The organism is Tomitella gaofuii (assembly GCF_014126825.1).
GTDB lineage: Bacteria > Actinomycetota > Actinomycetes > Mycobacteriales > Mycobacteriaceae > Tomitella > Tomitella gaofuii.
In genome coordinates, this window is sequence record NZ_CP059900.1 from 2,134,500 (window position 1) to 2,159,184 (window position 24,685).

At 71.9% G+C, this 24,685-nt stretch carries 19 protein-coding genes and 4 pseudogenes; 8 read left to right on the forward strand and 15 right to left on the reverse strand.

The genetic code is table 11. The annotated features are described in order from the left end of the window. Window positions 1-15 precede the first annotated feature (15 nt). The 3 genes from H4F70_RS10025 to H4F70_RS10035 all read right to left on the reverse strand — a co-directional run bounded on the left by H4F70_RS10025 (window position 16) and on the right by H4F70_RS10035 (window position 2,167). Entirely contained in the window at window positions 16-201 is a 186-nt protein-coding gene (locus H4F70_RS10025; protein WP_182347482.1) for a hypothetical protein, read from the reverse strand. Window positions 202-264: 63 nt separating this feature from the next. Further along, complete coding sequence (locus H4F70_RS10030; protein ID WP_182360022.1) at window positions 265-1,116, reverse strand: Rieske (2Fe-2S) protein; 852 nt, start codon at window positions 1,114-1,116, stop codon at window positions 265-267. Window positions 1,117-1,174: 58 nt separating this feature from the next. Beyond that, window positions 1,175-2,167, reverse strand: coding sequence for a TIGR03557 family F420-dependent LLM class oxidoreductase (locus H4F70_RS10035; RefSeq protein ID WP_182360316.1), 993 nt, complete (start codon window positions 2,165-2,167; stop codon window positions 1,175-1,177). A gap of 252 nt (window positions 2,168-2,419) precedes the next feature. Between H4F70_RS10035 and mdlC the strand changes: the two genes are divergently transcribed. The 3 genes from mdlC to H4F70_RS10050 all read left to right on the forward strand — a co-directional run bounded on the left by mdlC (window position 2,420) and on the right by H4F70_RS10050 (window position 7,711). Beyond that, window positions 2,420-4,042: a benzoylformate decarboxylase gene (gene mdlC, locus H4F70_RS10040; protein ID WP_182360023.1), complete on the forward strand. Its 1,623-nt coding sequence runs from the start codon at window positions 2,420-2,422 to the stop codon at window positions 4,040-4,042. 87 nt (window positions 4,043-4,129) lie between these two features. Beyond that, complete coding sequence (locus H4F70_RS10045; RefSeq protein WP_182360024.1) at window positions 4,130-5,782, forward strand: FMN-binding glutamate synthase family protein; 1,653 nt, start codon at window positions 4,130-4,132, stop codon at window positions 5,780-5,782. A 120-nt stretch (window positions 5,783-5,902) separates the two neighbouring features. Further along, on the forward strand, window positions 5,903-7,711 hold the full coding sequence (locus tag H4F70_RS10050; RefSeq protein WP_182360025.1) for a molybdopterin-dependent oxidoreductase: 1,809 nt from the start codon (window positions 5,903-5,905) through the stop codon (window positions 7,709-7,711). Between the two features lie 56 nt (window positions 7,712-7,767). Here H4F70_RS10050 and H4F70_RS10055 read toward each other — a convergent pair whose 3' ends face one another. From H4F70_RS10055 to mgtE, 6 genes and pseudogenes are all read right to left on the reverse strand, one after another. Next, window positions 7,768-7,965: a hypothetical protein gene (locus H4F70_RS10055; RefSeq protein ID WP_182360026.1), complete on the reverse strand. Its 198-nt coding sequence runs from the start codon at window positions 7,963-7,965 to the stop codon at window positions 7,768-7,770. A 136-nt stretch (window positions 7,966-8,101) separates the two neighbouring features. After that, the gene (gene lnt / locus H4F70_RS21155; protein ID WP_420883140.1) at window positions 8,102-9,100 is read right to left on the reverse strand and encodes an apolipoprotein N-acyltransferase; all 999 of its coding nucleotides are present in this window, start codon (window positions 9,098-9,100) and stop codon (window positions 8,102-8,104) included. Window positions 9,101-9,239: 139 nt separating this feature from the next. Then, window positions 9,240-9,758: pseudogene (locus tag H4F70_RS21160) on the reverse strand (apolipoprotein N-acyltransferase); the annotation flags it as partial. 3 nt (window positions 9,759-9,761) lie between these two features. Then, a pseudogene (locus tag H4F70_RS10065) lies at window positions 9,762-11,368 on the reverse strand (amidohydrolase). A gap of 77 nt (window positions 11,369-11,445) precedes the next feature. Then, window positions 11,446-12,015 carry an FxsA family protein gene (locus H4F70_RS10070; RefSeq protein ID WP_182360027.1) on the reverse strand — a complete coding sequence of 190 codons (570 nt, stop codon included), beginning with the start codon at window positions 12,013-12,015 and terminating at the stop codon, window positions 11,446-11,448. A 165-nt stretch (window positions 12,016-12,180) separates the two neighbouring features. Then, complete coding sequence (gene mgtE / locus H4F70_RS10075; protein ID WP_235681454.1) at window positions 12,181-13,539, reverse strand: magnesium transporter; 1,359 nt, start codon at window positions 13,537-13,539, stop codon at window positions 12,181-12,183. Between the two features lie 101 nt (window positions 13,540-13,640). Here mgtE and H4F70_RS10080 point away from each other — a divergent pair, with 101 nt between their 5' ends. Together H4F70_RS10080 and H4F70_RS10085 are read left to right on the forward strand one after the other, a co-directional pair. Then, the gene (locus H4F70_RS10080) at window positions 13,641-14,411 is read left to right on the forward strand and encodes a hypothetical protein (protein WP_182360575.1); all 771 of its coding nucleotides are present in this window, start codon (window positions 13,641-13,643) and stop codon (window positions 14,409-14,411) included. Next, a complete protein-coding gene (locus H4F70_RS10085; protein ID WP_182360029.1) occupies window positions 14,408-14,668 on the forward strand; it encodes a hypothetical protein in 261 nt (86 codons plus the stop codon). Before H4F70_RS10080 ends, H4F70_RS10085 begins: the two co-directional genes overlap by 4 nt. Here H4F70_RS10085 and H4F70_RS10090 read toward each other — a convergent pair. From H4F70_RS10090 to H4F70_RS10100, 3 genes are all read right to left on the reverse strand, one after another. Beyond that, on the reverse strand, window positions 14,619-15,497 hold the full coding sequence (locus tag H4F70_RS10090; RefSeq protein WP_182360030.1) for a universal stress protein: 879 nt from the start codon (window positions 15,495-15,497) through the stop codon (window positions 14,619-14,621). The two genes, H4F70_RS10085 and H4F70_RS10090, sit on opposite strands and share 50 nt — an antisense overlap. A 182-nt stretch (window positions 15,498-15,679) precedes the next feature. Continuing rightward, window positions 15,680-16,702 carry an LLM class flavin-dependent oxidoreductase gene (locus H4F70_RS10095; RefSeq protein ID WP_182360031.1) on the reverse strand — a complete coding sequence of 341 codons (1,023 nt, stop codon included), beginning with the start codon at window positions 16,700-16,702 and terminating at the stop codon, window positions 15,680-15,682. Window positions 16,703-16,839: 137 nt separating this feature from the next. After that, window positions 16,840-17,628, reverse strand: a complete 789-nt coding sequence (locus H4F70_RS10100; RefSeq protein ID WP_182360317.1) for an SDR family NAD(P)-dependent oxidoreductase — start codon at window positions 17,626-17,628, stop codon at window positions 16,840-16,842. Window positions 17,629-17,846: 218 nt separating this feature from the next. Here H4F70_RS10100 and H4F70_RS10105 point away from each other — a divergent pair, with 218 nt between their 5' ends. After that, window positions 17,847-18,422 carry a dihydrofolate reductase family protein gene (locus H4F70_RS10105; protein WP_182360032.1) on the forward strand — a complete coding sequence of 192 codons (576 nt, stop codon included), beginning with the start codon at window positions 17,847-17,849 and terminating at the stop codon, window positions 18,420-18,422. A 37-nt stretch (window positions 18,423-18,459) separates the two neighbouring features. Next, window positions 18,460-18,868, forward strand: a pseudogene (locus H4F70_RS10110) (TIGR03618 family F420-dependent PPOX class oxidoreductase). An 18-nt stretch (window positions 18,869-18,886) separates the two neighbouring features. Here the strand turns inward: H4F70_RS10110 and H4F70_RS10115 are convergent. Continuing rightward, window positions 18,887-20,066: pseudogene (locus H4F70_RS10115) on the reverse strand (M24 family metallopeptidase). Window positions 20,067-20,108: 42 nt separating this feature from the next. Here H4F70_RS10115 and H4F70_RS10120 point away from each other — a divergent pair. Continuing rightward, window positions 20,109-21,050, forward strand: a complete 942-nt coding sequence (locus tag H4F70_RS10120) for a 5'-3' exonuclease (RefSeq protein ID WP_182360033.1) — start codon at window positions 20,109-20,111, stop codon at window positions 21,048-21,050. Window positions 21,051-21,060: 10 nt separating this feature from the next. Here the strand turns inward: H4F70_RS10120 and H4F70_RS10125 are convergent, their stop codons facing one another. Together H4F70_RS10125 and H4F70_RS10130 are read right to left on the reverse strand one after the other, a co-directional pair. Continuing rightward, complete coding sequence (locus H4F70_RS10125) at window positions 21,061-21,759, reverse strand: DUF4333 domain-containing protein (protein WP_182360034.1); 699 nt, start codon at window positions 21,757-21,759, stop codon at window positions 21,061-21,063. Between the two features lie 124 nt (window positions 21,760-21,883). Further along, window positions 21,884-24,685, reverse strand: a complete 2,802-nt coding sequence (locus H4F70_RS10130) for a DEAD/DEAH box helicase (protein ID WP_182360035.1) — start codon at window positions 24,683-24,685, stop codon at window positions 21,884-21,886.

A 24,685-nucleotide genomic window follows, 5' to 3' on the forward strand; every position in this document is an offset into this window, starting at 1 on the left:
AGGCCCGCTACCGGATCATTGTGCGTCGTCGTCGCTGTTTCCCGGATGGAACGGACGCACATCAGGATCGTCGTCCGCGGGCGGCTCAGGCTGACGCCACTCTTCTGCGTGCGCCGGACGCGACGACCTGATCATCGGCTCCACCTCCTCCTGGAGTTCGTCGTCTGCGCGGGCACCGTGCTTGTCGCTGCCACGTTCCATCGCTCCCATCTCCTTCCGTCGAATGGTCCCGGGACTGTGCCGCGGCGCTGCGTGCGCCGGTGATCACCGGGCGGATCGGATCTCGATTCCGCCGTCGACGATCCGGGCGTCGAAGACCGGCTGCGGTGCGCTCGCAGGTCCGCGCACCACCGTCCCGTCGTCCAGGCGGAATATACTGCCGTGCCACGGACAGGTGACGCATCCGGCCGTCTGCTCGCCCTCCCCCAGCGGGCCGCCCATGTGGCTGCAGGTGGCGGCGATCGCGCCGACCCGATCGCCGCTCCGCGACAGGAGGATCTCCTGACCTCGGCAGTCGGCGGTCAGCGTGCCGTCGTCCGGCAGTTCCGACTCCGATGCCACGCGCGTCCAGTCGGACGGGATGTCCAGCCACGCCGTGTGATTGACGTTCATCGCCCGCGCATATGTGAGGTGCCCACCGAGGTATCCGCCTGCGCCCACCAGCGCGATCCCCGCCCATGACAGTGCCTTGCCCACGGCGGTCCGGCCCGTGAAGCGCGAGGCGAGGGACGCGAGGAACAATGCCGATGCGCTCGTGTTGGCGGCGGCGTGGACAGCGCCGACGCGCGACTCGGGCGCCTTGGAGTCCGACCAGTCGTTGAGCCCGGTCGCCGCCGTGGGCACGGCGGCGACCAGCCCGGCCGCGATGAGTGTGCTCGCCGCGCGATTGCCCTGTTTCCCGCCGACGATGTCGAACAGCGGCGACATGCCCCACGCGCCGATGGGCACCGCGACGAGCATGGGATGGACAGGGTGCCCCAGCCAGGTGCCGCTGAGCGCGTTGCGCACGAGTTTCGGCCGCACCGCGCGCTGTACGGCATCGGACACGGGGCTCACGACGGTATCGAGAGCGGCCAGGTGTTCGATCTGTTCGGTCGCGTCGTGGAGTGCGGTCATCGGTGCGAACCTTTCTGTGCGTGTTCGTGATTGCGGAGACGGGCTCCGCGCCGGGCGCTCACTCCGCCGCAGCGGGCGCCGGCCCCCCTTCTCCGGACATCGCCCTGATCGGCCCGGCCAGTTCATCGGCGACGAAACCGAAGAACCCCTCCGTGTCCGGCCCCGCATTCATGAGCGTGATGCGATCGAACCCTGCGTCGACGAACTGCCCGACCGCACGCAGATGCGCGCCGGCGTCCGGCCCGCACGGCATGGCCGCGCGGACGTCGTCTGTGCGTATGCAGGCAGTGGCGGCTTCGAAATTCACGGGGTTGGGAAGCTCGGCCTGCACCTTCCACCCGGTCAGACCGAAACGGAAGCGGTCATGCGCGGCGCGTGCGCCTTCGTCCGGGTCGGACGCCCAGGCCAGCGGGACCTCCGCGTACCGGGGGCCCGCGCCGCCGTGTGCGCGGTAGGCGTCGACGACGGTGTGGTCGGGTGCGGTGGCGAACAGCGCGTCGCCCAACTCGCCGGCGAGCGCGCCGGACTCCGCGCCGGAAGCGGCGATGGCCACCGGAGGCGGCACCTCGGGAAGGTCGAAGACCCTGGCGTCGTCGAGTTCGAGGTGGCGTCCCCGGTAGGAGTGGTACCCGCCGGACCACAACTGGCGGATGATCTCCACGGACTCGCGCAGCATCTCGTGCCGCACCGACACGGAGGGCCAGCCCCCGCCGACGACATGCTCATTGAGGCTCTCCCCCGCCCCGATCCCCAAGGTGAAACGTCCGTTCGAGAGCAACGCCATCGTCGCGGCGGCCTGCGCGATGATCGCCGGGTGATAGCGGCCGAACGGGCATGTGACGCCCGTGGCCAGGTCGATGCGGTCTGTGGCCTGGGCGGCGGCGCCGAGCATCGACCAGGCGAATCCGGAATGGCCGTGGCTGAACAGCCATGGGTGGAAGTGGTCGCTGACCTCGACGAAGTCGAAGCCCGCCTGTTCGGCCGCCTGCGCCTGGCGCACGATCTCCGTCGGCGCGAACGTTTCCGCCATCAGCTTGTAGCCGATTTCGATCATCGCGTCTCGCTCCTTGGACAGATCGTGTTCCGGCGTGCGCATCCCGCCGGGGCTCGTGGGCGGTACCGCCACGGGGTTGCCCGCACTGCCGGAGGCTAAACGCAGAACGGGCCGGTGGTCCGCGGCACCGGGCGCCGAGGAGAGCAGCCGGGTTTTCCGATTACTTGCAAAGCTGATGCGTACATCCGACGCGGCCGATACGGTCGTGCCAGATCGAGGCCACGGTCACATTCCAGGGGAGGAACCGCAATGGGCCAGACCATCCGTGACGTCACGTTTCAGCTGATGCGAGAGCTGAACCTGACGACCATCTTCGGCAATCCCGGGTCGACGGAGGAGACCTTTCTCAAGAACTACCCTGCGGACTTCCGCTATATCCAGGCGCTGCAGGAGGCCTCGGCGGTGGCGATCGCCGACGGCTACGCCCAGGCGACCCGCCGGCCCGCTGTGGTCAACGTCCACACGGCTGCAGGCGTGGCGAACGCGATGAGCAACATCATGACCGCGTCGATGAACCAGACTCCGCTGATCATCACCGCGGGCAATCAGACCCGCGAGATGCTGCTCATGGAACCGTGGCTGATGAACGTCCAGCCGGAAGACCTGCCCAAGCCCTGGGTGAAGTGGAGCTACGAGCCGGTGCGTGCCGCAGACGTCCCGGCGGCGTTCATGCGTGCCTACGCCGCCGCGCTGCAACCGCCCGCAGGTCCGGTGTTCCTGTCGATCCCGCTGGACGACTGGGATCAGCCCGCCGCCGGGTCGAACCCGGTCGTCCGCACGGTCGCGACCCGCGTGGGACCGGACCCGGTCCGCATCGCAGAGTTCGCACGGGCGCTGTCGGACGCGAAGGACCCGGCACTGATCTTCGGCGCCTCGATCGCCAGGGGCGACGGTTGGGGCCAGGCGGTCACCCTGGCGGAGAAGCTGGGTGTGCACGTCTACGCGGCGCCCGCCTCTGAGCGCCCGCCGTTCCCCGAGGACCATCCGCTGTATGTCGGCGGCCTGCCGTTCGCGATCGGCCCGCTGTCGAAAAAGCTCGCCGGCCACGACGTCGCCATCGTCATCGGGGCGCCGGTCTTCCGCTACTACCCCTTCGTGGCGGGCGACTACCTGCCTGACGGGCTCCGGCTGCTGCACGTGACCGAGGATCCGGCGCAGGCGGCGCGGGCCCCCGTCGGCGACAGCCTCGTCAGTGACGCGGTCCTGGCGACGGAGGCGCTCACCGGGCTGATTCCGGGCCGCCCCCACCGGACTGTGGAGAAGCAGCCGCACCGCATGGCGCCGCACGGCGCCGGCGTGTCCGTCCGCGAGGACTCCCGCATGGGCGCCGATGAACTGTTCGCCACGCTGTACGACGCGATGCCCGAGGATGCGGTGGTGGTCGAGGAATCGCCGTCGAACCTGGGCGATTTCCACGCCGCATGGCCCATCGTCAAGCCCGACTCCTTCTACACCTTCGCCTCGGGGAGCCTGGGATGGAACCTGCCGGCCGCGGTGGGACTGGCACTGGCAGAGCGGGATTCGGGGCGCAACCGCCCCGTCATTGCTATGATCGGCGACGGGTCCATGCAATATGCGGTGCAGGGCCTCCACTCCGCGGCGCAGGAACAGCTGCCCATCCTCTACGTGATCCCGCGCAACGGCGAATACGCCATCCTCAAATCGTTCGCGGACCTCGAGGACTCCCCCGGCGTGCCCGGCCTCGACATTCCCGGGCTGGACGTCGTGGCGCTGGCGAAGGGCTACGGCTGCACCGGGGAACGCGCCGAGACCGCCGAGGAAGTGCGTGCCGCTGTGGCACGGGCGCTCGGCAGGCCCGGGCCCACAGTGCTGGAAGTGCCGATCGAGGCCAAGGTGCCGCCGCTGTTGTGACTCCGCAACCTGCGCCGCGGCCTTTCGCGGTGTAACGGTGGCGGAGGGGCGATCACGCACACAGTTTTCACGGAATAGGAGTAGACGATGTTTCGATGGTTGGCGGTGGCAGCGCTGTGGGTGATAGGCGGCCTGTCGTTCATTCTGGTGTTCCTGGTTTCGCTCTGGTGGCTGTTCCTCACGGTGCCGTTCCTGCTGCTGGCAATGGTGGGCACGTGGGACCTTCTGCAGGCCCGCCACAGTGTTCTGCGCAACTATCCGGTCCTGGGACACGCACGGTTCCTGCTCGAATCCATCCGACCGGAGATCCAGCAGTACTTCATCGAGCGCAACACCGACGGCACGCCCTATGACAGGGACACCCGGTCCACGATCTACCAGCGGGCCAAGGACATCAAGGACGTCGAGCCCTTCGGCACCGAGCGCAACGTGAACGAGATCGGATACGAGTTCGTCCGCCACTCGATCACCGCGCAGCCGGCTCCCGCGGAGACGCCGCGCGTGCGCATCGGCGGCCCTGATTGCACGCAGCCCTACGACATGGCGCTCTACAACGTCTCCGCGATGAGCTTCGGCGCGCTGTCCGCCAACGCGATCCTGGCCCTCAACGGCGGTGCGGCGAAGGGCGGCTTCGCCCACGACACCGGCGAGGGCGGACTGAGCCCGTACCACCTCGAGCCGGGCGGCGACCTGATCTGGGAACTGGGCACCGCCTACTTCGGCACGCGCACCAAGGACGGGCATTTCGACCCGGACATCTTCCGGGAGAAGTCGCAGCATTCACAGATCAAATGCATCTCGATCAAACTCTCGCAGGGGGCGAAGCCCGGGCTCGGGGGCGTGCTGCCCGGCCCCAAGGTCACCCAGGAGATCGCCGACACCCGCGGGGTTCCCGTGGGCAAGACCGTCGTCTCCCCTCCCTCGCACAACGCCTTCCACACGCCGGCCGAGCTGTGCCAGTTCATCGGCAGGCTGCGTGAGCTGTCCGGCGGCAAACCGATCGGCTTCAAACTGTGCGTCGGGTCGCGCAGCGAGTTCCTCGGCATCTGCAAGGCGATCCGTGAGACCGGCATCGCACCCGACTTCATCATTGTGGACGGGTCCGAAGGCGGCACCGGCGCCGCGCCGCTGGAGTTCGAGGACCACGTGGGCATGCCGCTCACCCTCGGCCTGATGACGGTGCACAACGCCCTGGTGGGTACCGGGCTGCGCGACCAGATCCGGGTCGGCGCCTCCGGGAAGGTGGCCAACGGTATAGACATCGTCAAGCGGGTCATCCAGGGCGCCGATTTCACGCTGGCAGCGCGGGCCATGATGTTCGCCGTCGGCTGCATCCAGGCACAGAAGTGCCACACGAACACCTGCCCGGTGGGCGTCACGACGCAGGACCCCAAGCGGTTCCGGGCGCTCGACGTGCCGGACAAGACCACCCGCGTCTACAACCTGCAGCGCAATGTGGTGGACAACGCCAAGCAGGTGGTCGCGTCGATGGGGTTGACCAGCTTCGACGATCTGCATCCGTCGATGCTCATGCGCACGGTGAACTTCAACGATCAGCGCACGTATGCGGAGCTGTACGAGTGGCTGCGGCCGGGTCAGCTGCTGGAGGATCCGCCGCTGTCGTGGGTGGAGGACTGGGAATGCGCCCGCGCGGATACTTTCGTTCTCACCTCCGCGCAGCTCCCGGACCCGTCCCGCCGCGCCCCGGTGTACACCGAAGAAGTCCCGTTGGCGGTGTGAGCCGAGCCGGCCGGCTTCCACCGCGGCGGCCGGCCGGGGAGCCAGGCGAAGCCGCTGCGACGTGCTCCGAGGGGCGGCTGGCGACAGAAATGAACACTGCGCGGACCGGTAGGCGGGGACATGACACAAGGCCGTGAGGGCAGAGGCAACGGCGCCGGCGACGGCGCTCCTGGCCGAGGGCGGGACTCCGCGGAGCTCGAAGACGAGTTCCACAGTGTGGCCCTGCTGCGGGAGGAGGGCGTGCATCCGCGCATGTCCCTCACCCGCATCCACGTGCGCATCGGCCGCCGGTTCGTCTCGGTGTGGTGGGCGCTGCCGGCGGTGCTCATCGGCGGCATCGCGGTGGTGATCGTCGCCAAGGTGCTCATGAGCACCGACGCGGTCGGCGGCGCCGGCGGATTCACCGCGGCCCACCCGTGCGAGCCGTCGATGGCGGAATTGCAGTCCGAGGGCCGCCGGTTCGGCATTCCCGCGTGGAGCATCGCCACCCACGCGCTGAACTTCTTCATCATGGTCATGGTGGTGCGGGCCGGCTGGCAGATCCTCGCCGACCACCCGCGGCTGTACCTCAAGATGCACTGCACTCCGGACGAGGAATGGCTGCGTTTCCGGGGAGCGATGCCGAAGAACCGCGTGTGGACGGCCAAGGACGACGCCATCACGCTCAGCCCGATGGTGGGGATGCCCGGCGGGCGGCACACCATCGGTGTGGCGCGCCACTGGCACTTCCTCTTCGACATCTTGTTCGTACTCAACGGGATCGTCTTCATCGTCCTCACCTTCGCGTCCGGACACTGGCGCAAGCTGGTGCCGACCGAGTGGTCGATCTTCCCGAACGCGGTCTCCTGCCTGGTGCAGTACTCGTCGCTGAGCCTGCCCCACGAGCTCGGCGGCTACTACACCTACGACGCGCTCCAGCAGCTCAGCTACTTCGCGATCGTCTTCGTCTTCGCCCCGCTGGCGATCCTCACCGGCATCGCGATGTCGCCGGCGATGGACAACCATTTCACCTGGTACCAGAAGATCTTCGGCAACAGGCAGATCGCCCGCTCGCTGCACTTTCTGGTCATGGTCGTGTTCGTCGTGTTCTACGGCGTGCACATGCTCATGGTGGCCGCGACCGGGTTCGCGGAGAACCTCAACGCGATCACGCTCGACGTCGCCCCCGCCGACGGATTCAACCTCAACGGCATCGCCCTGTGGGGGCTGGCGATCCTCGTGGTGATCCTGTTCAACGTGTGGGCTGTCCGCTTCTCGTGGACGCATACCCGGGTGCTGCAACGCATCTCCAACGCCACCGTCGGCAAGGTGATGGACCTGCTCTTCGACAAGTACGCGCCCAAGGCCGAGTACGCCGAAGAGGACATCAGCCCGTTCTTCTGGCCCAACGGCCTGGTGCCGGTATCCGACGAGTGGCACACGCTGCACAGTGGCGGCTTCGACGACTACCGGCTGAAGGTGACCGGGCTGGTGGACAACCCGGTGGAACTCTCGCTCGATGACATCAAGGCGCTCGCCTACCGCGACCAGATCACGATGCACAACTGCATCCAGGGTTGGTCGGCGATCGGCAAGTGGTCCGGGCTGCCCTTCAGCGTTCTCATCGACCTGGTGCGGCCGTCGCCGGAGGCCCGCTGGGTGATCTTCCGCTCGTTCGGCGAGGGCGGCGAGGGCGGCCAGTACTACGACTCGCACTCGATGGTGGACTTGGAGCATCCGCAGAGTCTGCTCGCCTATGGGATGAACGACGAACCCCTGCCGGTGGTGCACGGCGCCCCGCTACGCCTGCGGGTGGAGAACCAGCTGGGCTTCAAGCAGGTCAAGTGGATCAAGGAGATCGAGTTCGTCCACGACTTCCGCGATTACGGTGCGGGCCTGGGCGGGTACAACGAAGACCACGAGTTCTACGGCTACCGCGACGAGATCTGACTGTGGCGTGGGGCGCGGCGGACCGGCCGTACCCCACGCCACAGTGCCGGGCGAGGTCAGAGCCGGTGCTGTAAGAACTCGTCCGGCGGCGTCTGCTCGGCACGGTCCGCGGCCTGCCCCAGCAGCCCCGCGACCTCGCGCGCGTCCTCGGGGGTGAGCGTCACCGCGGAACCGGAGACCTCCAGTACCGCCTTGTCCAGCCGGTTGTACACCGAGATCCTGGCGCGTTCCGAGTCGTGGTGCTTCAACGACATGTCCGTTCCTCCCCTTGCGCATCGGGTCAGCGCGTGCGCGTCCCTGTGCGGCCCGCGCCGGCAGGCCCGTCTCCCGCAGGGTAGACGCCCTTCGGCGCGGGCGGCGCCGGTTCCGCCGGATTCCGTCGCGTGGAACTCAGCGTGCGGAGCGTCGTCGAAGGCCCGTGCCGGCGGAGGCGGCCACCGCGACGGCGCCGAGCGCGCTGAGGACGTACTCGGGCCATGGTCCGGCGACGGTCGCCGGGGTCACTTCGGTGCGCAACGGGATGGCGGAGACGAGAGCGGCGGGAACGTCCACACCGGTCCGCTGTGTGACGGTGCCGTCGGGCGCGATGATCGCGCTGACACCCGTCGTCGCCGCGACGACCGCCGCCCGGCCGTGCTCGGCGGCGCGCACGCGGGTCATCGCAAGCTGCTGGTAGGTCATCTCGCTGGGGCTGAACGTGGCGTTGTTGGTGGGTGCCGCCAGGAACTGTCCGCCCGCGCGCACGGCCGTCGTATAGGCGCGGTCGAACGCGATCTCGTAGCACGTGGCGACGGCGATGGGCACGTTGTCGGCGGTGACCACCCCGTCGCCGTGGCCGGGCACGAAGTGCCCGGCCTGATCCACGTACGACGAGAAGTGCCGGAAGAAGTCGCGGAAGGGCATGTACTCGCCGAACGGCTGGAGGATGGCCTTGTCGTGCCGGTCCGCGGGGCCGGTCCCGGGATTCCAGACGATCACCGAGTTGGTGGTGGTGCCGTCCCCGTTGTTCAGCACCGCGCCGACGAGGATCGGTGCGCCGATCCGGTCGGCGGCGTAGGAGATCTCCCGGGCGGCATCCGGGTTGCGCAGCGGATCGATGTCGGAGGAGTTCTCCGGCCACAGGACGATGTCCGGACGCGGCTCCCGGCCGGCGTCCACGTCGTCCGCCAGCTGCAGAGTGCGCCGCACGTGCATGTCCAACACGGCACGGCGCTGGTCGTTGAATCCGAGCCCCAGCCGCGGCACGTTGCCCTGCACCGCGGCGACGGTGAGCTGCCGTTCGCCCGAGTCCATGCCGGGGAGGAACGGCGCGCGCGCGGCCCCGGCGACCAGCGGCAGGGCGATGGCCGTCAGCGCGCCCGCGGCGGCGACGATCCGGGTCCTGCGCACCGGGCGCGCAGGCCGCCCCCGGCCGCGCACGGCGGTCCGCAGCGATGCCCGCCGTGATGACGACGGCGGCCGCAACACCGGCGCCGACGAGCGCCACGGCGAAGCTGAGCAACGGTGCACCGCCCAGCGAGGCCAGCGACAGCAGTATGCCGTCGGGCTGCCCGAACGCGAGCCGTCCCCACGGAAACCCCCCGAACGGCACCGACGACCGTAGCCATTCGGTGCCCGACCAGCACGCGGCCACGGCGAACGGACGCAGCCACGCCGGTGTCGCCGGCCACCGGTGCAGCACCGCGACGGCGAGGCCGAACACGCCGACGAAAAGCGACTCGGCGGCCACGAGGGCCAGCCACGGCACCGGGCCCACGTACAGGCCCACCCAGGGCAGCAGGGGAAGGAGGAAGCCCGCCCCGGCGAGGAAACCGTAGCCGAAGCCGCCCCACAGCGAGGGCCGGCCGCCGGCGTCGCGAAGCGGGGTGCGTCGCGGCCACGTGACCGCGAGGACGGCCAGCGCGATGCCCACCGGGGCGAGGTACCACGCCGTGCGCGGCGGGTAGGACGCGAAGATCAGCAGTCCCCCGCCGACGGCGAGCACCTGCCGTGGGAGGGCCTTGGTCCAGGCGAGGGTGAAGTGCCGCAGGCGCGCGGGTGCCGACATCCGTCAGTCTGCCTCGTAGAGGGTCCGGCCCGAGCGGACGGTCGCAAGGCAGCGGGGCGCGGGCGCATCGGCCGACATGTCCGGCAACGCGGGCACCCGCGAGCGCGGATCCGTGGACCAGCGTGCGATCGACTGGGAGGAGGCGGCCACCACGAGCTGCCCGGCCTCCCAGATGGCGTAGGAGGCGTCGGCTCCGGGCTGCAGAGTGCCGGCCATCCCGTCCCGGAGGCCGGCGGCCCGCCAGGCGCGCGGGTGGCGGCGGTGAACGCGGCGCGCGGCGACAGCGCGTGGTCGTCGACGCTGTGGTTCACGGCCGCGCGGATGGCCGCCCACGGGTCCATCGCGGTCACCGGCGCATCGGAACCGATGGCCAGCGTGACGCCCTCGGCGGCGAGGACGGCGAACGGGTTGGTCTGCGCGGCGCGCGGCGCGCCGAGTCGTTCGGCGTACATGCCGTCGGGGCCGCCCCAGAGGGCATCGAACGCGGGCTGCACCGAGGCCACCGCGCCGAATCGGCCCAGGATGGCGGCTTCCGCGCGGCTGACGAGTTCGGCGTGCTCGATGCGGTGGGCGCGCCCGGCGACCGCGGGCCCGCCGAGCTCCTCGGCCGTGGCGGTGAAGGCGGCGGTGGCGGCGTGCACGGCCGCGTCGCCGATGGCGTGGAAGCCGGCCTGGATGCCGGCTTCGGTGCAGGCACGCAGGTGCGCCGCGGCGGCCGCGGCGTCGAGGTGCGCGGTGCCGCGGCCGGCGTGGTCGGCGTACGGCTCGTGCAGCAGGGCGGTGCGTGAGCCCAGCGCGCCGTCGAGGAACAGGTCGCCGCCCAGCGCGTGGGCGCCGTGCTCGGCGAGCAGGCCGCGGGCCTGCTCGGCGGTGGCGACGGCCTCGCCCCAGTAGCCGCGGACCGCCACGGAACCCTCGTTCGCGCCCAGCGCCAGGACGGCGCGGAAGTCGTCGGCCCCGGCGATGTCCGGCCCGCCGCATTCGTGCACGGCGACGATGCCGTGGGCGGCGGCACTGTCGAGCGCGGCGCGGCGGGCGCGGTCGAGCTGCGCCGCGTCGAGCAGCTGCCGGGCACGGGCGCGCACCGCGTGGTGCGCGTCACCGTGCAACGGCCGCGCCGGGGCGCCCTCTGCGGGAACGTCCGCCCCCGCGGGGGCGAGGAGCCCCCGTGACGCGACGGCGGAATGCTCGTCGATGCGGGACAGGTAGACATCGCGGCCGGGGGCGGAGTGCTCGAGGTCGTCCGCCGACGGTGCGCGGCGCTCCGGCCAGGCGGAATCGTCCCAACCGTGGCCCCAGATGATCCGCGCCTCCGGGTGCCGGCGCGCGTAGGCGCCGAGGAGCCCGAGGCACTCGGCGAGGCTCGCCGCGGCGGAGAGGTCCAATCCGGTCAACGCGAGGCCGGTGTCGGTGACGTGCACATGCGGGTCGACGAAGGCGGGCGCCACGAACGCCCCCTGCAGGTCGACCACCTCCGCGTCGGGGTGCAGGGTGCGCGCCGGTCCGTCGTCGCCGAGCCAGGCCACCGTGCCGTCGACGACGGCCATCGCCGTCGCGTACGGATGGGAGGGGCTGTGGATGCGTCCGCCGATCAACAGTGTGGTGCTCACAGCCCACCAGTGTGCCCTTCCGGGGCGGTGTGCGCCGCGGCGGCTCCGGCAGGCGGCCCCGAGGTGTGCTCGGCCCGCTACCGGGCCCGGCCACGCGACGAGGGCGGGAGGACCGGAGGAAAGACGGTCTCGTAGCCCGACGCGCCGGAGCCGTGGTCGTACACCGGGCCGTCGGCGCCGCCATCGACCACCTCACCGTCGATCACGTCGCCCTCCGCACCTGACGCGCCGCCGTTGCGCGCGGCCCGCGCGGCGACCACGCCGATCACGGGGAACCTCCGCAGGCCCAGCGCCACGACGACGGGGCTGAGCAGCCGCCGCGTCGGGGGGAATAGCAAGAGCAGCCCCGCGGCACTGGTCACCAAGCCGGGCACCATCAGCAGGCCGACGCCCGTGGCGGACAGGGAGCCGTCCGCCAGCGCCTGCATCGGCCCCCGGGCGCCGGCCGCACGGGGACGGCCCTGGGCGGCACGCGCCTGCGAGACGGACTCGGCCCATCGACGGGTCTTGACGCCGAGGGCGATCACCCCCGCCGCCGTGCCCGCCATCACCAGCAGGATCGCCCAACCGAAGCCGATCCACGCCGCGACCGCCCAAAGAGCGGCGATCTCGACGACGAGATATACGAGGAACAGCAGGCGGAACACGGGCAGCCCCTTTCATCCGGGCGGACCGACCGCAGCAGCGCTGCCCGGCCCTCTATCGGTTCAACGCGCGGGGGCGGCTGTGCGTTCCCGGATTCGGGGCGCCTGCCGACGGGCCGCGGGAACCGGACGGGGCCGTCACAGGCCAGGGCCGTCACGGTGCGGCGGTCAGAACATGATGAGCTTGGCGATCTCGAAGTAGATCACCAGGCCCGTGCCGTCGACGATGGTCGCGATCATCGGTGCGGACACGACGGCGGGGTCGAGCCCCACACGCCGCAGCAGCAGCGGCAGCACGGACCCGATGAACGACGACCACAGCACGATCGCCGCGACCGTGAGCGTGACGGTGAGCGCCACTTCCACGCCCACCCCCAGGGTCCACGCGCGGATGATCGCGGCCACGGCCATGGTGATCGCGATGAACGACCCCGCGCTGAGCTCCTTGATGATGACCCGGCCCATGTCGCGGAGACGTACGTCGCCCAGCGCCATCGCGCGCACCAGTGTCGACGTGATCTGGGTGCCGGTGTTGCCGCCGGTGCCGATGAGCAGCGGGATGAAGAACGACAGCGCCACCACCTCGTCCAGCTCGGCCTCGAAGTGGCGCAGGACGGTGCCGGTGTAGGCCTCGGCGATGAACAGCACGAGTAGCCAGACGATGCGCTTGCGCCACAGCAGCAACGGGGACGCGCGCAGGTAGGGCGTCTCCAACGGGTTCGAACCACCCTGGCGTTCGGCGTCCTCGGTGAACTCCTCATCGAGGATGTCGGCCACGTCGTCGGAGGTGATGATGCCGATGAGGCGGCCCCCGTCCACGACCGGAAGCGCGAACAGGTGGTTGCCGATGAGCATGCGCGCCGCCTGCTCCTGGTCGCAGTCGGCGTCCACCGACAGCAGGTCGGTGTCCATCACCTCGCGCACCAGCGCGTCGCCCGGCGCCAGCACCAGGTCGCGGAACGACATCACGCCCACGAGCGCGTCGTCCTCGTCGGTGACGTAGACGTAGGCGAGGGTCTCGGTGTCGGGGGCCTGGGCCCGCGCCGCTCTGTTGGCCTCCTTGATGGTGAGGCCCTCCGAGATGGCGGTGACGTGCGGCGTCATGCGGGCGCCCACCGAGTTCTCGGGGCGGCTGAGCAGGCCCGAGACCACCCGCTGCTGGTCTTCGGGCAGCATGCGCTGCGCGCGGTCGCGGTCGTCGTCGGGAAGCAGTCGCAGGATCTCCGCGGTCACGTCCGGCGCGGCATTGGTGAGCGCGAGCGCACGGGTCGGTGCGTCCAAGTCGGCGAGCACGTCGGCGCCGTCGTGGGGGCTGGCGTGGTCGAGGAGCTCCGCCAGGTCCTCCCGCTCCAGGACACGTAGCACGCGTGCACGCTGCGGAGGGTCGAGCGACGCGATCTGCCGGGCGCGCCGGCCTGCGTCGGGGACGGCGTCGAGCCACGACGGCAGGTGCTCCGCGAGCCGGTCCGTTTCCGGTGCGGACGCGCCGGCCAGCGTGGCGAGATCGGAATAGTCGACCGTGGACACGTCGTACCTCCTCTGCACGCGCTCCTGCGCCCGGCGGCGGGATCGGCTCAACCGTTCCCCAGCGGCGGCCGAACAGCAAACGGGGCCGCTATCCTTGCGGCGTGACTGTATCGTCCCCGTCCCGCAGCGCAGCCTCCGGACGCCGCGGGATCCGGTTCCGGCCGTCCGCGGGGCTGATGACGCCGGACGATGTCGCGGAGCTCGCCGCATACGCGGAAGCCGAGCGGGCCGCGGTGCGGATCGATCCGCGGGCGGCCATCACGGTGGTGCACCCGCACGGCGGCCCGGGCCGGTCCCCCGACGCCGCCCCGCTGCGCCTGTCCGTGCCGGAATGGGACGGCGCGCGCAGCTCCTGGCACGTGCTGTGCTCCGCGCTGACGGGACGTGCCGGAGGGGTGCGCGACGTGCGTGCACCCGCCGAGGCGCTCGCGCGCCTTCTCGCGCAGCGGGATCCGCCCGTGTCGACGCGTGATCCGCTCGTGACCGTCGACGACGGACGCGGCGATGTCGCCGGCGGGCATGCGCCGCTCAGCGTGATCGCGTCGGACATCGGCGGCTACCTGCTTGAGGTGTCCGGTACGCCTGTGGGGGTGCGGATTCCGGACCGGGAGCTCACGCGCGCCGTCGACGCTGTGGTGGAGCTCCTGGAAGCGGAGCCCCGGGCGGCCGCGCCGCGGGCGGCGGAGACTGCGGCTGACGGGCGGGGAACCGCGGCCGGCGCCGGTGCGCTTGCGCCCGCAGTCCACGGTTGCTCCGGGACGTTCCGGAGGTGGCGGAACTTCCGGGGCAGACGGGGACGGTCCCGTCCGGGGCGGACGGCGCGGCCGCAGCGGACATCGGCTGGTTCGACCACGACGCGGGCGGCGGAGTGACGCTGGGCGCGGCGATCGACGGGGCGGTGCTCGACGCGCGGCGGCTGCAGTTCCTCGCCGCGATCGGCTGCGCCGTCATCGTCGGACCCCGGCGGACCCTGCTGCTGTGCGACTTGGGCGAAGGAGCTGCGGAGCAGGTGGTGCGGGTGCTCGCGCCCATGGGCTTCGTCTTCGACGCCGCATCGCCCACGGTGCGCGAGCTGCACCTCAGCTGTGCACCACCATCACCGGGCAGTGCGCCGAACGCAGCACCTTGATGCTCGTCGAGCCCAGCATGAGCCCGGCGAACCCGCCCCGTCCCCTGCTGCCCACGACGACGAGCTGCGCGCCTTCGGCGTGATCGAGGATGGCGGTGTCCGGCCGGTCGAGCACGACGACATGCTCGATGTTGAGATCCGGATAGTCGTCGTTGTATCCGGCGAGCTGTTCGGAGAGCACGGCGTCCGCCACCGCCGCCTCGTCGAACAGGCCGCGCACCTGGGCGATGGGATCCATGGTGCTCAGCGGCACGTCGCTCCACGCGTGGACGGCCACCAGCGTCGCGCCGCGCGCCGATGCCTCGCGCACCGCGACGGCCACGGCCTTCGCGGAATTCTCCGAACCGTCCACGCCCACCACCACCGGGCCGCTCAGCGGCGCCGGGGACTGGTCGTCCGCGCTGCGCACCACCACTACGGGGCAGGCGGCGTGCCGGGCGACCAGCGCGCTGATCGACCCCATGAAGGCGCTCGCGAGCCCGCTGAGCCCCCGCGTGCCCACGACGATCATCCGCGCCCGCTCGGACAGCGCGAGCAGCGCCGGGCCCGTCGCCTCGAGCTTGACGACCGACTCGATCTCCAGCGTGGAGGACACGTCGCGGGCCTCGGCGGTCGCCTCGCGCAGGATTCGCGCGCCGTCTTCCTCGAGGGCGGTGAAGAACTCCTGGGGCAGGTTGCCGCCCATCCCGTAGGCGACGGGCGCGCTGACGGCGGTGACGATGAGCAGCGGGACGCCGTGCAGGTGCGCGTGGTGGGCCGCCCACCGCACGGCGAGCCTGGCGTGGTCGGATCCGTCGGTGCCGACGATGACGGGCTTGACTGCGGTCATGGATTCTCCTCACCCCGGGGCCGTGCGGCTGATGCGCACGGTGATGCCTCCGACCGCGCCGGCGACGGCGAGCGCTGCCGCCGCGGTGTCGGCCTTCGCCCCGATTCAATCAGCCGGGGACGTTCGCGGCCACCGGGATTCCGAGAAACAGCCTGTGATGTCGCAGACCCGGTGCGGGCGGGTCAGGCGGCCACGCCGCGGCTGCGGCCGACTCCGCGTGCATTGAGCGGCGCGAGGAGCTCGAGCGTGCGCAGCCACGCCGTCCGGTCCGCGGCCTGCGAGACGACGATGAGCTCGTCGGCGTCCGCGTCCACTGCGAACCGGTCGAGGTAGTCGGCCACCTGGTCCGCGGTGCCCACCGCCGAGTACTTCGTCATCCCCGCGACCTGTGCGCCCGCCGGCGACTCGAGCAGGGCGTCGAGCTCGTCGTCGGTGAACCGTCGTCCCCGGGCACGGCCGCGCCCGACGAGCGCGGCGACGCGGCGGCGCCGCGCGTCGTGGAAGATCCGCTCGGCCTCCGCGGCGGTGTCGGCGGCGACGACGTTGACCCCGGCGATCACGCGGGGCTCGTCGAGCTGCGCGGACGGCGTGAACTCCTCCCGGTACACCCGCACGGCGTCGTGCAGGGCGGCGGGCGCGAAGTGCGAGGCGAACGAATACGGCAGCCCGAGCGCCGCGGCGAGGTGGGCCCCGAACAGCGAGGAACCGAGGATGTACAACGGCACACCGGTGCCCTTGCCGGGGGTGGCCGCGACGCCGTCGACGCGGCTCTGGCCGGACAGATACCCCTGCAGCTCGAGGACATCCTGCGGAAAGCGGTCGGCCGAGGTGTGGTCGCGCCGCATCGCCAGCATCGTCTGCTGATCGGTGCCGGGGGCGCGTCCCAGGCCGAGCTCGATGCGGCCGGGGTGGAAGGACGCGAGGGTGCCGAACTGCTCGGCGATGGTCAGCGGCGCGTGATTGGGCAGCATGACTCCGCCGGAGCCCAGTGCGATCGTCGACGTGGCGGCGGCCACTTGCCCGATGAGCACGGCCGTCGCGGACGAGGCGATCGTCGGCATGTTGTGGTGCTCGGCGTACCAGATCCGGCGGTATCCCCACGACTCCGCACGCTGCGCCATGTCCACGCTGGCGCGGAGGCTGTCTGCAGTGGTTTCGCCGCGCACGACCTGCGCGAGATCGAGGATGGACAGCGGATACGCCATGACCGGACCTTTCGACGGGCGTGCTCGGGCACCGACAGGGCAGGCCATGGCGCGCTCGTCCGCACGCCGGCCTGCCCTCTTCTCGGATCAACACGGACGCCGGCGTTCCTGTTCCCGCGCAGGCCGCGTGCCGTGCGTCACCGCGGCAGGCGGCGCCACACGAATCCCGGTACGAGCCTGGCGACGGCGAACACCGCGCGCAGGCGTCCTGGGATCCACACGACGCGGCGTCTGCGGGCCAGTGCGTCGACGACGGCATCGGCCACCTCGCCGGGGGTGCTGGACATCGGTGCCGGCTTGACGCCGTCCGCCATCAGCCCGGCCGTCATCGCGCCGACCACGAAGCCGGGGCGGGCCAGCAGCAGATCGATCCCGCTGCCGGTGAGCGCGTCGGAAAGCCCGCAGGCGTAGCCGTCGAGCCCGGCCTTGGCGGAGCCGTACACGTAGTTGGCGCGGCGCACCCGCACGCCGGCGACGGAGGAGAACACCACGATCGCGCCACGGCGTCCTCCCCGCGGGGGCGCGACGCGCAGCAGCGTGGTGAGCTCGGTGAGCACGGAGACCTGGGCGACGAAGTCGGTGTGCAGGATGGCGGCGGCGTGCGCGGAGTCGGTCTCGGCGCGGGCCTGGTCGCCGAGGATCCCGAATGCCAGCACGGTGACTCCCGGCGTGCCGAACTCGCGTGCCACCGCCGCGAGGAAGCCGCGGTGGGACGGCAGATCGTCCGCGTCGAACTCCCGGACGGCCACCGCGCCGGCGCCCGCCGCCCGGAGCTGCTCCGCGTGGGCGTCGAGGACGCGCCGCCGTTCCGGCGCGTGCGTGCGGCGGGCGGCGAGCACGACGGTGCGGGCGTCGTCCGCGGTGGCGGCGGCGATCCGGCGCGCCACCTGGATGCCGATGTCGCTGCATCCGCCCAGCAACAGCACCGGTCCCGGTGCGAACCCGCCGGATGCCGGGCGGGGTGCTGCGGGACGGGAACGGGGTGCTGCGGAGGCGGATCTGGGCACGCGCCCAGTGTGCACGACGGCCGCGGGCGCCGCCGCGTACGGGGCGCGGCGATGAGTTGGCGTGCAGGCGGTGGTCTATACCCGACATCACCGCACGACGACAACGGCACACCGTGCAGCACAGCCGAGGAGTACCCATGCGCACGCTCATCGCCACGGCTTTCGTTTCCCTCGACGGGGTCGTCGAGGCGCCCGGAGGAGAACCGGGATACCGCAACTCCGGCTGGACTGTCCACGGCGTCGAGTTCGACCCCGACGCCTACCGGATCAAGGGCGAGGAGCAGGACGAGGCCACCGCCCTGCTCCTCGGGCGGGTCAGCTATCAGGCCTTCTCCCCCGTGTGGCCGGGCATGGACGACGAGTTCGGCTCCTACAACGCCATGCCCAAGATGGTCGTCTCCACCACCTTGCGGCCCGAGGACCTGGTGCAGAACTGGGGGGCGACGACGATCCTGCGCGTCATCGACGACGTCGCTGCGGCCAAGCAGGGCGACGGCGGCCCCATCATCATCCACGGCAGTGCCACGCTGGTGCGCAGCCTCACGGACGCGGGGTTGATCGACCGGTTCCACCTGTTGGTCTTCCCGCTGCTGCTCGGCGCGGGCACACGGCTGTTCGGGGCGACGGACAAGGACATGCAGCGCCTCGACCTGATCGACGGCGAACGGTACGCGAACGGCGTCCAGAAGCTCGTCTACACCGTCCGGCGCTGAGCGCGGGCGCGGCGGGACGGTCGGCTACGGTCCTTGCATGCCCATCGGACCCGAGCAAATCCACCGGATCGCACTGGACTTCCTCACCGACCGCCACCTGGCCACCCTGGCGACGCAGCGCGCCGACGGCAGCCCGCACGTGGTGGCGGTCGGCTTCACCTGGGATGCGCAGGCGGGACTGGCCCGGGTGATCACCAATGCCGGCTCGCAGAAGGCGCGCAACGCGCAGCGCGGCGGCCGGGCCGCGTTGACGCAGATCGACGGGGGCGCGATGGATCACGCTCGAGGGCGCCGTGCGGCTCAGCGACGACTCGGGCGCCGTGGCCCGGGCGGTCGAACTCTACGCCGGCCGATACCGCCGGCCCCGGCCCAATCCCACGCGGGTGGTCGTCGAGGTGGCGGTGGACCGGGTGCTCGGCATGCAGACGCTGCGGGCGCCCGCGTAGCGGCGGGCGCCCGTCCGGTCAGCCCGCCGGCAGGATGCCGAGCGCGCGGGGCCGGGTGTTGAGCGGCTCGCAGCCGTCGTCGGTGACCACGACGATGTCCTCGATGCGTGCGCCCCACTCGCCCGGAAAGTAAATGCCCGGTTCGATGCTGAACGCCATCCCCGGGGCGCAGCGGCTCGTCGTTGCCGGCGACGATGTACGGCTCCTCGTGCACCGAGAGCCCGATCCCGTGACCTGTGCGGTGCACGAACGCGTCGGCGAAGCCGTGCCGGGCGAGCGCGTCGCGCGCGGCCGCATCGACGGACTCCGCGGTGACGCCGGGGCGCACGTGCCGGCGGGCGGCCTCCTGCGCCGCCTCCAGCAGGGCGTAGCGGCGGGCGGTCTCGGGATCCGGCTCGCCGATGCAGTAGGTGCGGGTGGAGTCCGAGTTGTAGCCGGGCTCGACGGGACCGCCGATGTCGATCACCACCATGTCGCCCTCCGCGAGCACCCGGTCCGACACCTCGTGGTGCGGGTCGGCGCCGTGCGGCCCGGAGCCGACGATGATGAATTCCGGCGCGGTGTGCCCCTCCTCGACGATCGCCGCGGCGATGTCGTCGGCCGCCTGCCGTTCGGTGCGCCCCGCCTGGAGCCACTCCCCCATCCGCGCGTGCACGCGGTCGATGGCCGCTCCGGCCCTCCGCAGGGCGTCGACCTCCTCGGCGTCCTTGATCATCCGCAGCTCGCGCAGGACCGGCGTGGCCAGCCGGGCGGGGGCCCCGGTCCGGTCGGCCAGCGGTACGACGTGCAGTGCGGGCAGCGCCGGGTCCACGGCGACGGCGGGCGCCGCGCCGCCCGCTGCCCCGCCGCCCTTCCCGGCCCCGGAGACGACGTCCGCGACGAGCGCGTGCGGGTCCACGCCGTCGACCCAGTCGAGCACCGGCAGGCCCAGCTCGGCGATCGCCGAATCGCGTAACGACGCCAGCTCGAGCCGCGGCACCACCACCGTGGCCGGCGCGCCGGAGGCGGGGATGACGATGGCGGTGAGCCGCTCGAACGAGTGCGCGCGCGAGCCCGTGAGGTACTGCAGGTCCGGACCGGTGCCGACCACGAGTGCGTCCAGGCCGGCGTCCGCGGTGAGGCGGGCGGCGCGGGCGAGTCGGTCCGCGTACGTGGCGGCGGTGAAACGGGTGGCGGGCTGCGGTGCGCTGTCGGTCATGGTGCTCAGCGTATCGCCGCGGCGCCTGGCAGGATCGCACCCATGACCGAGCCGCTGATGCTGATCGATGGCGCGAGCCTGTGGTACCGCGCCTTCCACGCCCTCCCGGAGAAGATCACGGCCCCGGACGGCTCGCCGGTGAACGCGGTGCGCGGCTTCACCGACATGGTGTCGGCGCTGATCCGGCGGGAGCGGCCCGCCCGGCTGGTGGTGTGCCTGGACCGGGCGTGGCGCCCGCAGTTCCGCGTGGACGCCGTGCCGTCCTACAAGGCGCACCGTGCCGTGGCGGGGGAACCCGCACGCGAGGACGCGCCGGAGGCGCTGCCCCCGCAGGTGCCGTCGATCCTCGCGCTGCTGCGCGCGGCGGGGGTCGCGGTCGCCGGTGCAGACGGCTGTGAGGCCGACGACGTGATCGGCACGCTGGCGCATCGGGAGGCGACGGACCCCGTGGTGGTGGTCAGCGGCGATCGGGACCTGCTGCAGGTGGTGCGTGACGCGCCGACGCCGGTGCGGGTGCTGTACGTCGGCCGCGGCATCGCCAAGGCCGAGGACTTCGGCCCGCGGGAGGTGGCCGCCCGGTACGGGGTGCCCGCCCACCGCGCGGGCGCGGCCTACGCCGAACTGGCGCTGCTGCGGGGCGACCCGTCCGACGGGCTGCCCGGGGTGGCGGGCATCGGGGAGAAGACGGCGGGGCGGCTGCTCACCGAGTACGGGGATGTCGGCGCGCTGCGTGCCGCCGCCGCCGACCCCGGTTCGACGCTGACGCCGCGCGTGCGACGCAACCTCGCCGGGGCCGCCGAGTATCTCGATGCGGCGCTGCCGGTGGTGCGCGTGCTCACCGACGCCCCGGTGGAGTTCGACGGCGGCCCCGGCGACGTGCTCCCCCGCACGCCGGTGGACGCGACCGCGCTGGAGGAGCTGGCCGGCCGACTCGGAGTGGGAAGCGTCGTCGAGCGCCTGGTTTCGGCGCTGGCCGACCGCTGACCCCGGAGCGTCAGTTGGTCGGGGCGGACACCACATAGGCGCCGTCGTCGCCGTGGAAGGTCGCGCTGACGGTGGTCACGCGCCCGTTCACCACGGCCTGGCAAGTGAAGCTGCCGCCGTCTTCGACCGCGATGCCCGACGGGCACTCGACGGCGTCCACCCCGTCGATGCCGAGGTCGTCCCGGAGCACGTCCGCGATCGACGCCTCCGCCGCCTGCTTGTCGAGGACGGTGGTGACGAAGAACCCGGGCCACAGGAAGCCGAGCACGAGCACCGCCACGACGGCCGCCGTGGCGAGGGCGGACAGCGCGGCGATCAGCCATTCCCGACCGGTCGGCCGGCGCCGTGCCGTGCGCGGCGCCGACTCCGTCTGCATCATGCCCGGCTGCCGGTGGTCGGGCTGGTCGTAGCCGGAATAGGGGTATCCGGCCGGCGGCGCCCACGGCGAACCGGGCGGGGGCTGCTGTCCGGCGTAGTGCGGATACGGGGCGAAGCCAGGCTGCGGATAGGGCCCGGCATGAGGGTACGGGGAGCCGGCCTGGGGGTAGTCCGAGTACGCCTGGTTCCCCGTACCCTCGCCCGCCGGAGGGTACGGTCCCGCCGGCGGGTACTGCGTGAACTGTTGCGTCTGTTCTGAGGGGGCGCGCTCGAAGGGCGCCCACTCCTGCCCCTCGGGGGCTCGGTCCGGCTGGTCCTGCGGGTCCGTCATCGGCTGTCCTCGTAGTCTGCGGCGGGCGTGGCTCGGGGTCTGCGGCGTGGCGATCCGTGCGGCGTGGCCGGGACCGTCGCATCCAATCTAAAGGGTATGGGGCGGATCGCCGGGGCACCCGGCGTCAGGGCGCCTCGACCGCGACGACGCCGCGGCGGATCGACCCCACCGCCGAGCGGGCCGTGCGTACCAGCGCGGTCTCGTCGGACACCATGCCGATCTGGTCGAGCAGGTCCACCACCTGCCGGCACCACCGGACGAAATCCCCGGCCGCCAGCGGTGCGCCGTTCGCGTCGCCGGCGGTGAACAGGACCTCGTCGAGCGGGGCGCCCTGCACCCAACGGTGCACGGCCTGCGCGAACCCCGCGTCCGGCCGCCGCGTCTCCGGCAGGCGGTGCCGCGATTCGACGTCCCGGATCTCCGCCCACAGCGCGTCGGTGCCGTCGAGCGCGCGGCGCATGTCGTCGGGGCCCGCGAGCACCACGCCGCCCTCGCCGCGACGCGATTCGTACACGAGCGCCGACACCACGGCCGCGAGTTCCGCGGGACCGAGGTCGGCCCACAGGCCCCGTCGCAGCGATTCGGTGACCAGCAGTGCGCTCTCCGCGTAGACGCCGGCCAGCAGCCGGCCGGCGTCGGTGACCGTCGCACCCTGCGCCTTCGCCGCGGCCAGATATCCGAGCTCGGTGAGGAGCCGCACCATCCTGTCGAACTCGCGTGCCAGCGAATGCGTGGCCGCGTTGTGCCGTGCGACGAGCGTGTCGGTGGAGCGTTCGAGTGCGAAGTACCGCTCGGCCCACCGGCTGTGCGTGTCGATCTCGGGGCAATCGTGGCAGGGGTGCCGGCGTAGCCGGCGGCGCAGTTCCGCCAGCTCGCGGTCGTCGGCGGCCGCCGACTTGCGGCCGTGCGGCCGCTTGCGCGGCGGCGTGAACCCGGATTGACGCAGCGCCGAGGCCAGGTCCCGCCGCACCCGCGGCGACTGGTGGGCGACGTGCTTGGGCAGTCGCATCGTGCCCAGCGACTGGACGCTGCCACGGAAATCCGGGGCCGCCACCCGCCCTGCCCACCGGTCCTCGTTGAGGACCAACGGCCGCGGGTCGGTCTCCGATCGATCCGGTTCGAGCACGACCGCGATACCCGAACGCCGACCGGAGGTGATCGCGATGACCTCGCCGCGGCGCAGCGACGCCAGCTGCGCGACCACGTCGTTGCGCCGGGCGTCCCTCGTCTGCCGCTCGAGCTCCTTCTCCCGCCGCCCGATCCGCTCGCGCAGCGCCGCGTACTCGCGGAAGTCGCCCAGATGGCATTCCAGGTGCTGCGCATACCCGTCGAGCGCCTCGCGGTTGCGGTCGATCGAACGGGCCAGGCCCACCACCGAACGGTCCGCCTGGAACTGTGCGAACGACCTCTCCACCAGGAGTCGCCCCTCCCGGCTGCCCAGGCGCTGCACCAGGTTGACGGTCATGTTGTATCCCGGCTGGAACGAGCTGGTGAGGGGGTAGGTGCGCGCCCCGGCCAGCCCGGCGACCGCGCCCAGGTCCATGCCCGGGCGCCAGACGATCACGGCGTGCCCCTCGACGTCGATCCCGCGGCGCCCCGCCCGCCCGGTGAGCTGCGTGTACTCCCCCGGCGTCAGATCGGCGTGCGTCTCGCCGTTGTACTTGACCAGCCGTTCGAGCAGCACCGTGCGGGCGGGCATGTTGATGCCCAGCGCCAGCGTTTCGGTGGCGAACACGATCCGGATCAGGCCGCGGGTGAACAGCTCCTCGACGGCGTGCCGGAACACGGGCAGCATCCCCGCGTGATGGGCGGCGAACCCGCGGGTGAGAGCCTCCGCCCAGCCGGGGAACCCCAGGATGTCCAGGTCCTCCGGTGGCAGATCGGCGGTATGCCGGTCGATCACCGCACGGATCTCCCGCGCCTCGTCCTCGCTGGTGAGCCGCAACGGTGAGCGTCGGCACTGGTCCACGGCGCCATCGCATCCGGCGCGGCTGAAAATGAATCCGATCGCGGGAAGCAGCCCTTCGCGGTCGAGCCGCGCGACCACGTGCGGGCGCGGCGGCAGCCGGAATCCCCCGTTGTCCGCGGGCCGGCCGCGGGAGCCCCGCCCCCGCGCGTGCGGCGCGCCGCCGCGGCCGCGCCGGTTTCCGTGCGCCCCGCGTCCGCCTCCGCGGGGCCCGCCGCGACCGCCGTCGGACCGCCCCCCGAGCACGCGCTGAACCGTGCGCTTGAGGACGTTGCTCACCAGGACCCCGCGTCCGGAACGGTCGGGGTCGTCCTCGAACAACGGCAGGATGTCGCCGTCGACCATGACGTGCTGCCACAGGGGCACGGGCCGGTGCTCGTCGACGATCACCGCCGTGTCGCCGCGGACCTCCTGCATCCAGGCCCCGAACTCCTCGGCATTGCTCACGGTGGCGGACAGGCTCACCACCCGGACCTCGGCCGGCAGGCCCAGGATCACCTCTTCCCACACCGCCCCGCGGAAACGGTCGGCCAGGAAGTGCACCTCGTCCATCACGACGTGCGAGAGTCCGTCGAGCGCGGGCGACTGCGCATAGAGCATGTTGCGCAGCACTTCGGTGGTCATGACGACGATCGGTGCCCGCGCGTTGACGGATTGGTCGCCGGTGAGCAGTCCGACGGCGGCGTCGCCGTGACGCGCGCGCAAGTCCGCGAACTTCTGGTTGCTCAACGCCTTGATCGGCGTGGTGTAGAAACACTTGCCGCCGGTGGCCAGCGCCAGGTGCACGGCGAACTCGCCGACCACCGTCTTCCCGGCGCCCGTCGGCGCGCACACCAGTACGCCGCTGCCGTTCTCCAGCGCGCGGCAGGAGCGCTGCTGGAAACCGTCGAGCGCGAAGTCGAGTCCGACGGCGAAATCGTCGAAGTGCGTCGACGGATCACCCAGGGACGAGTCGGACAT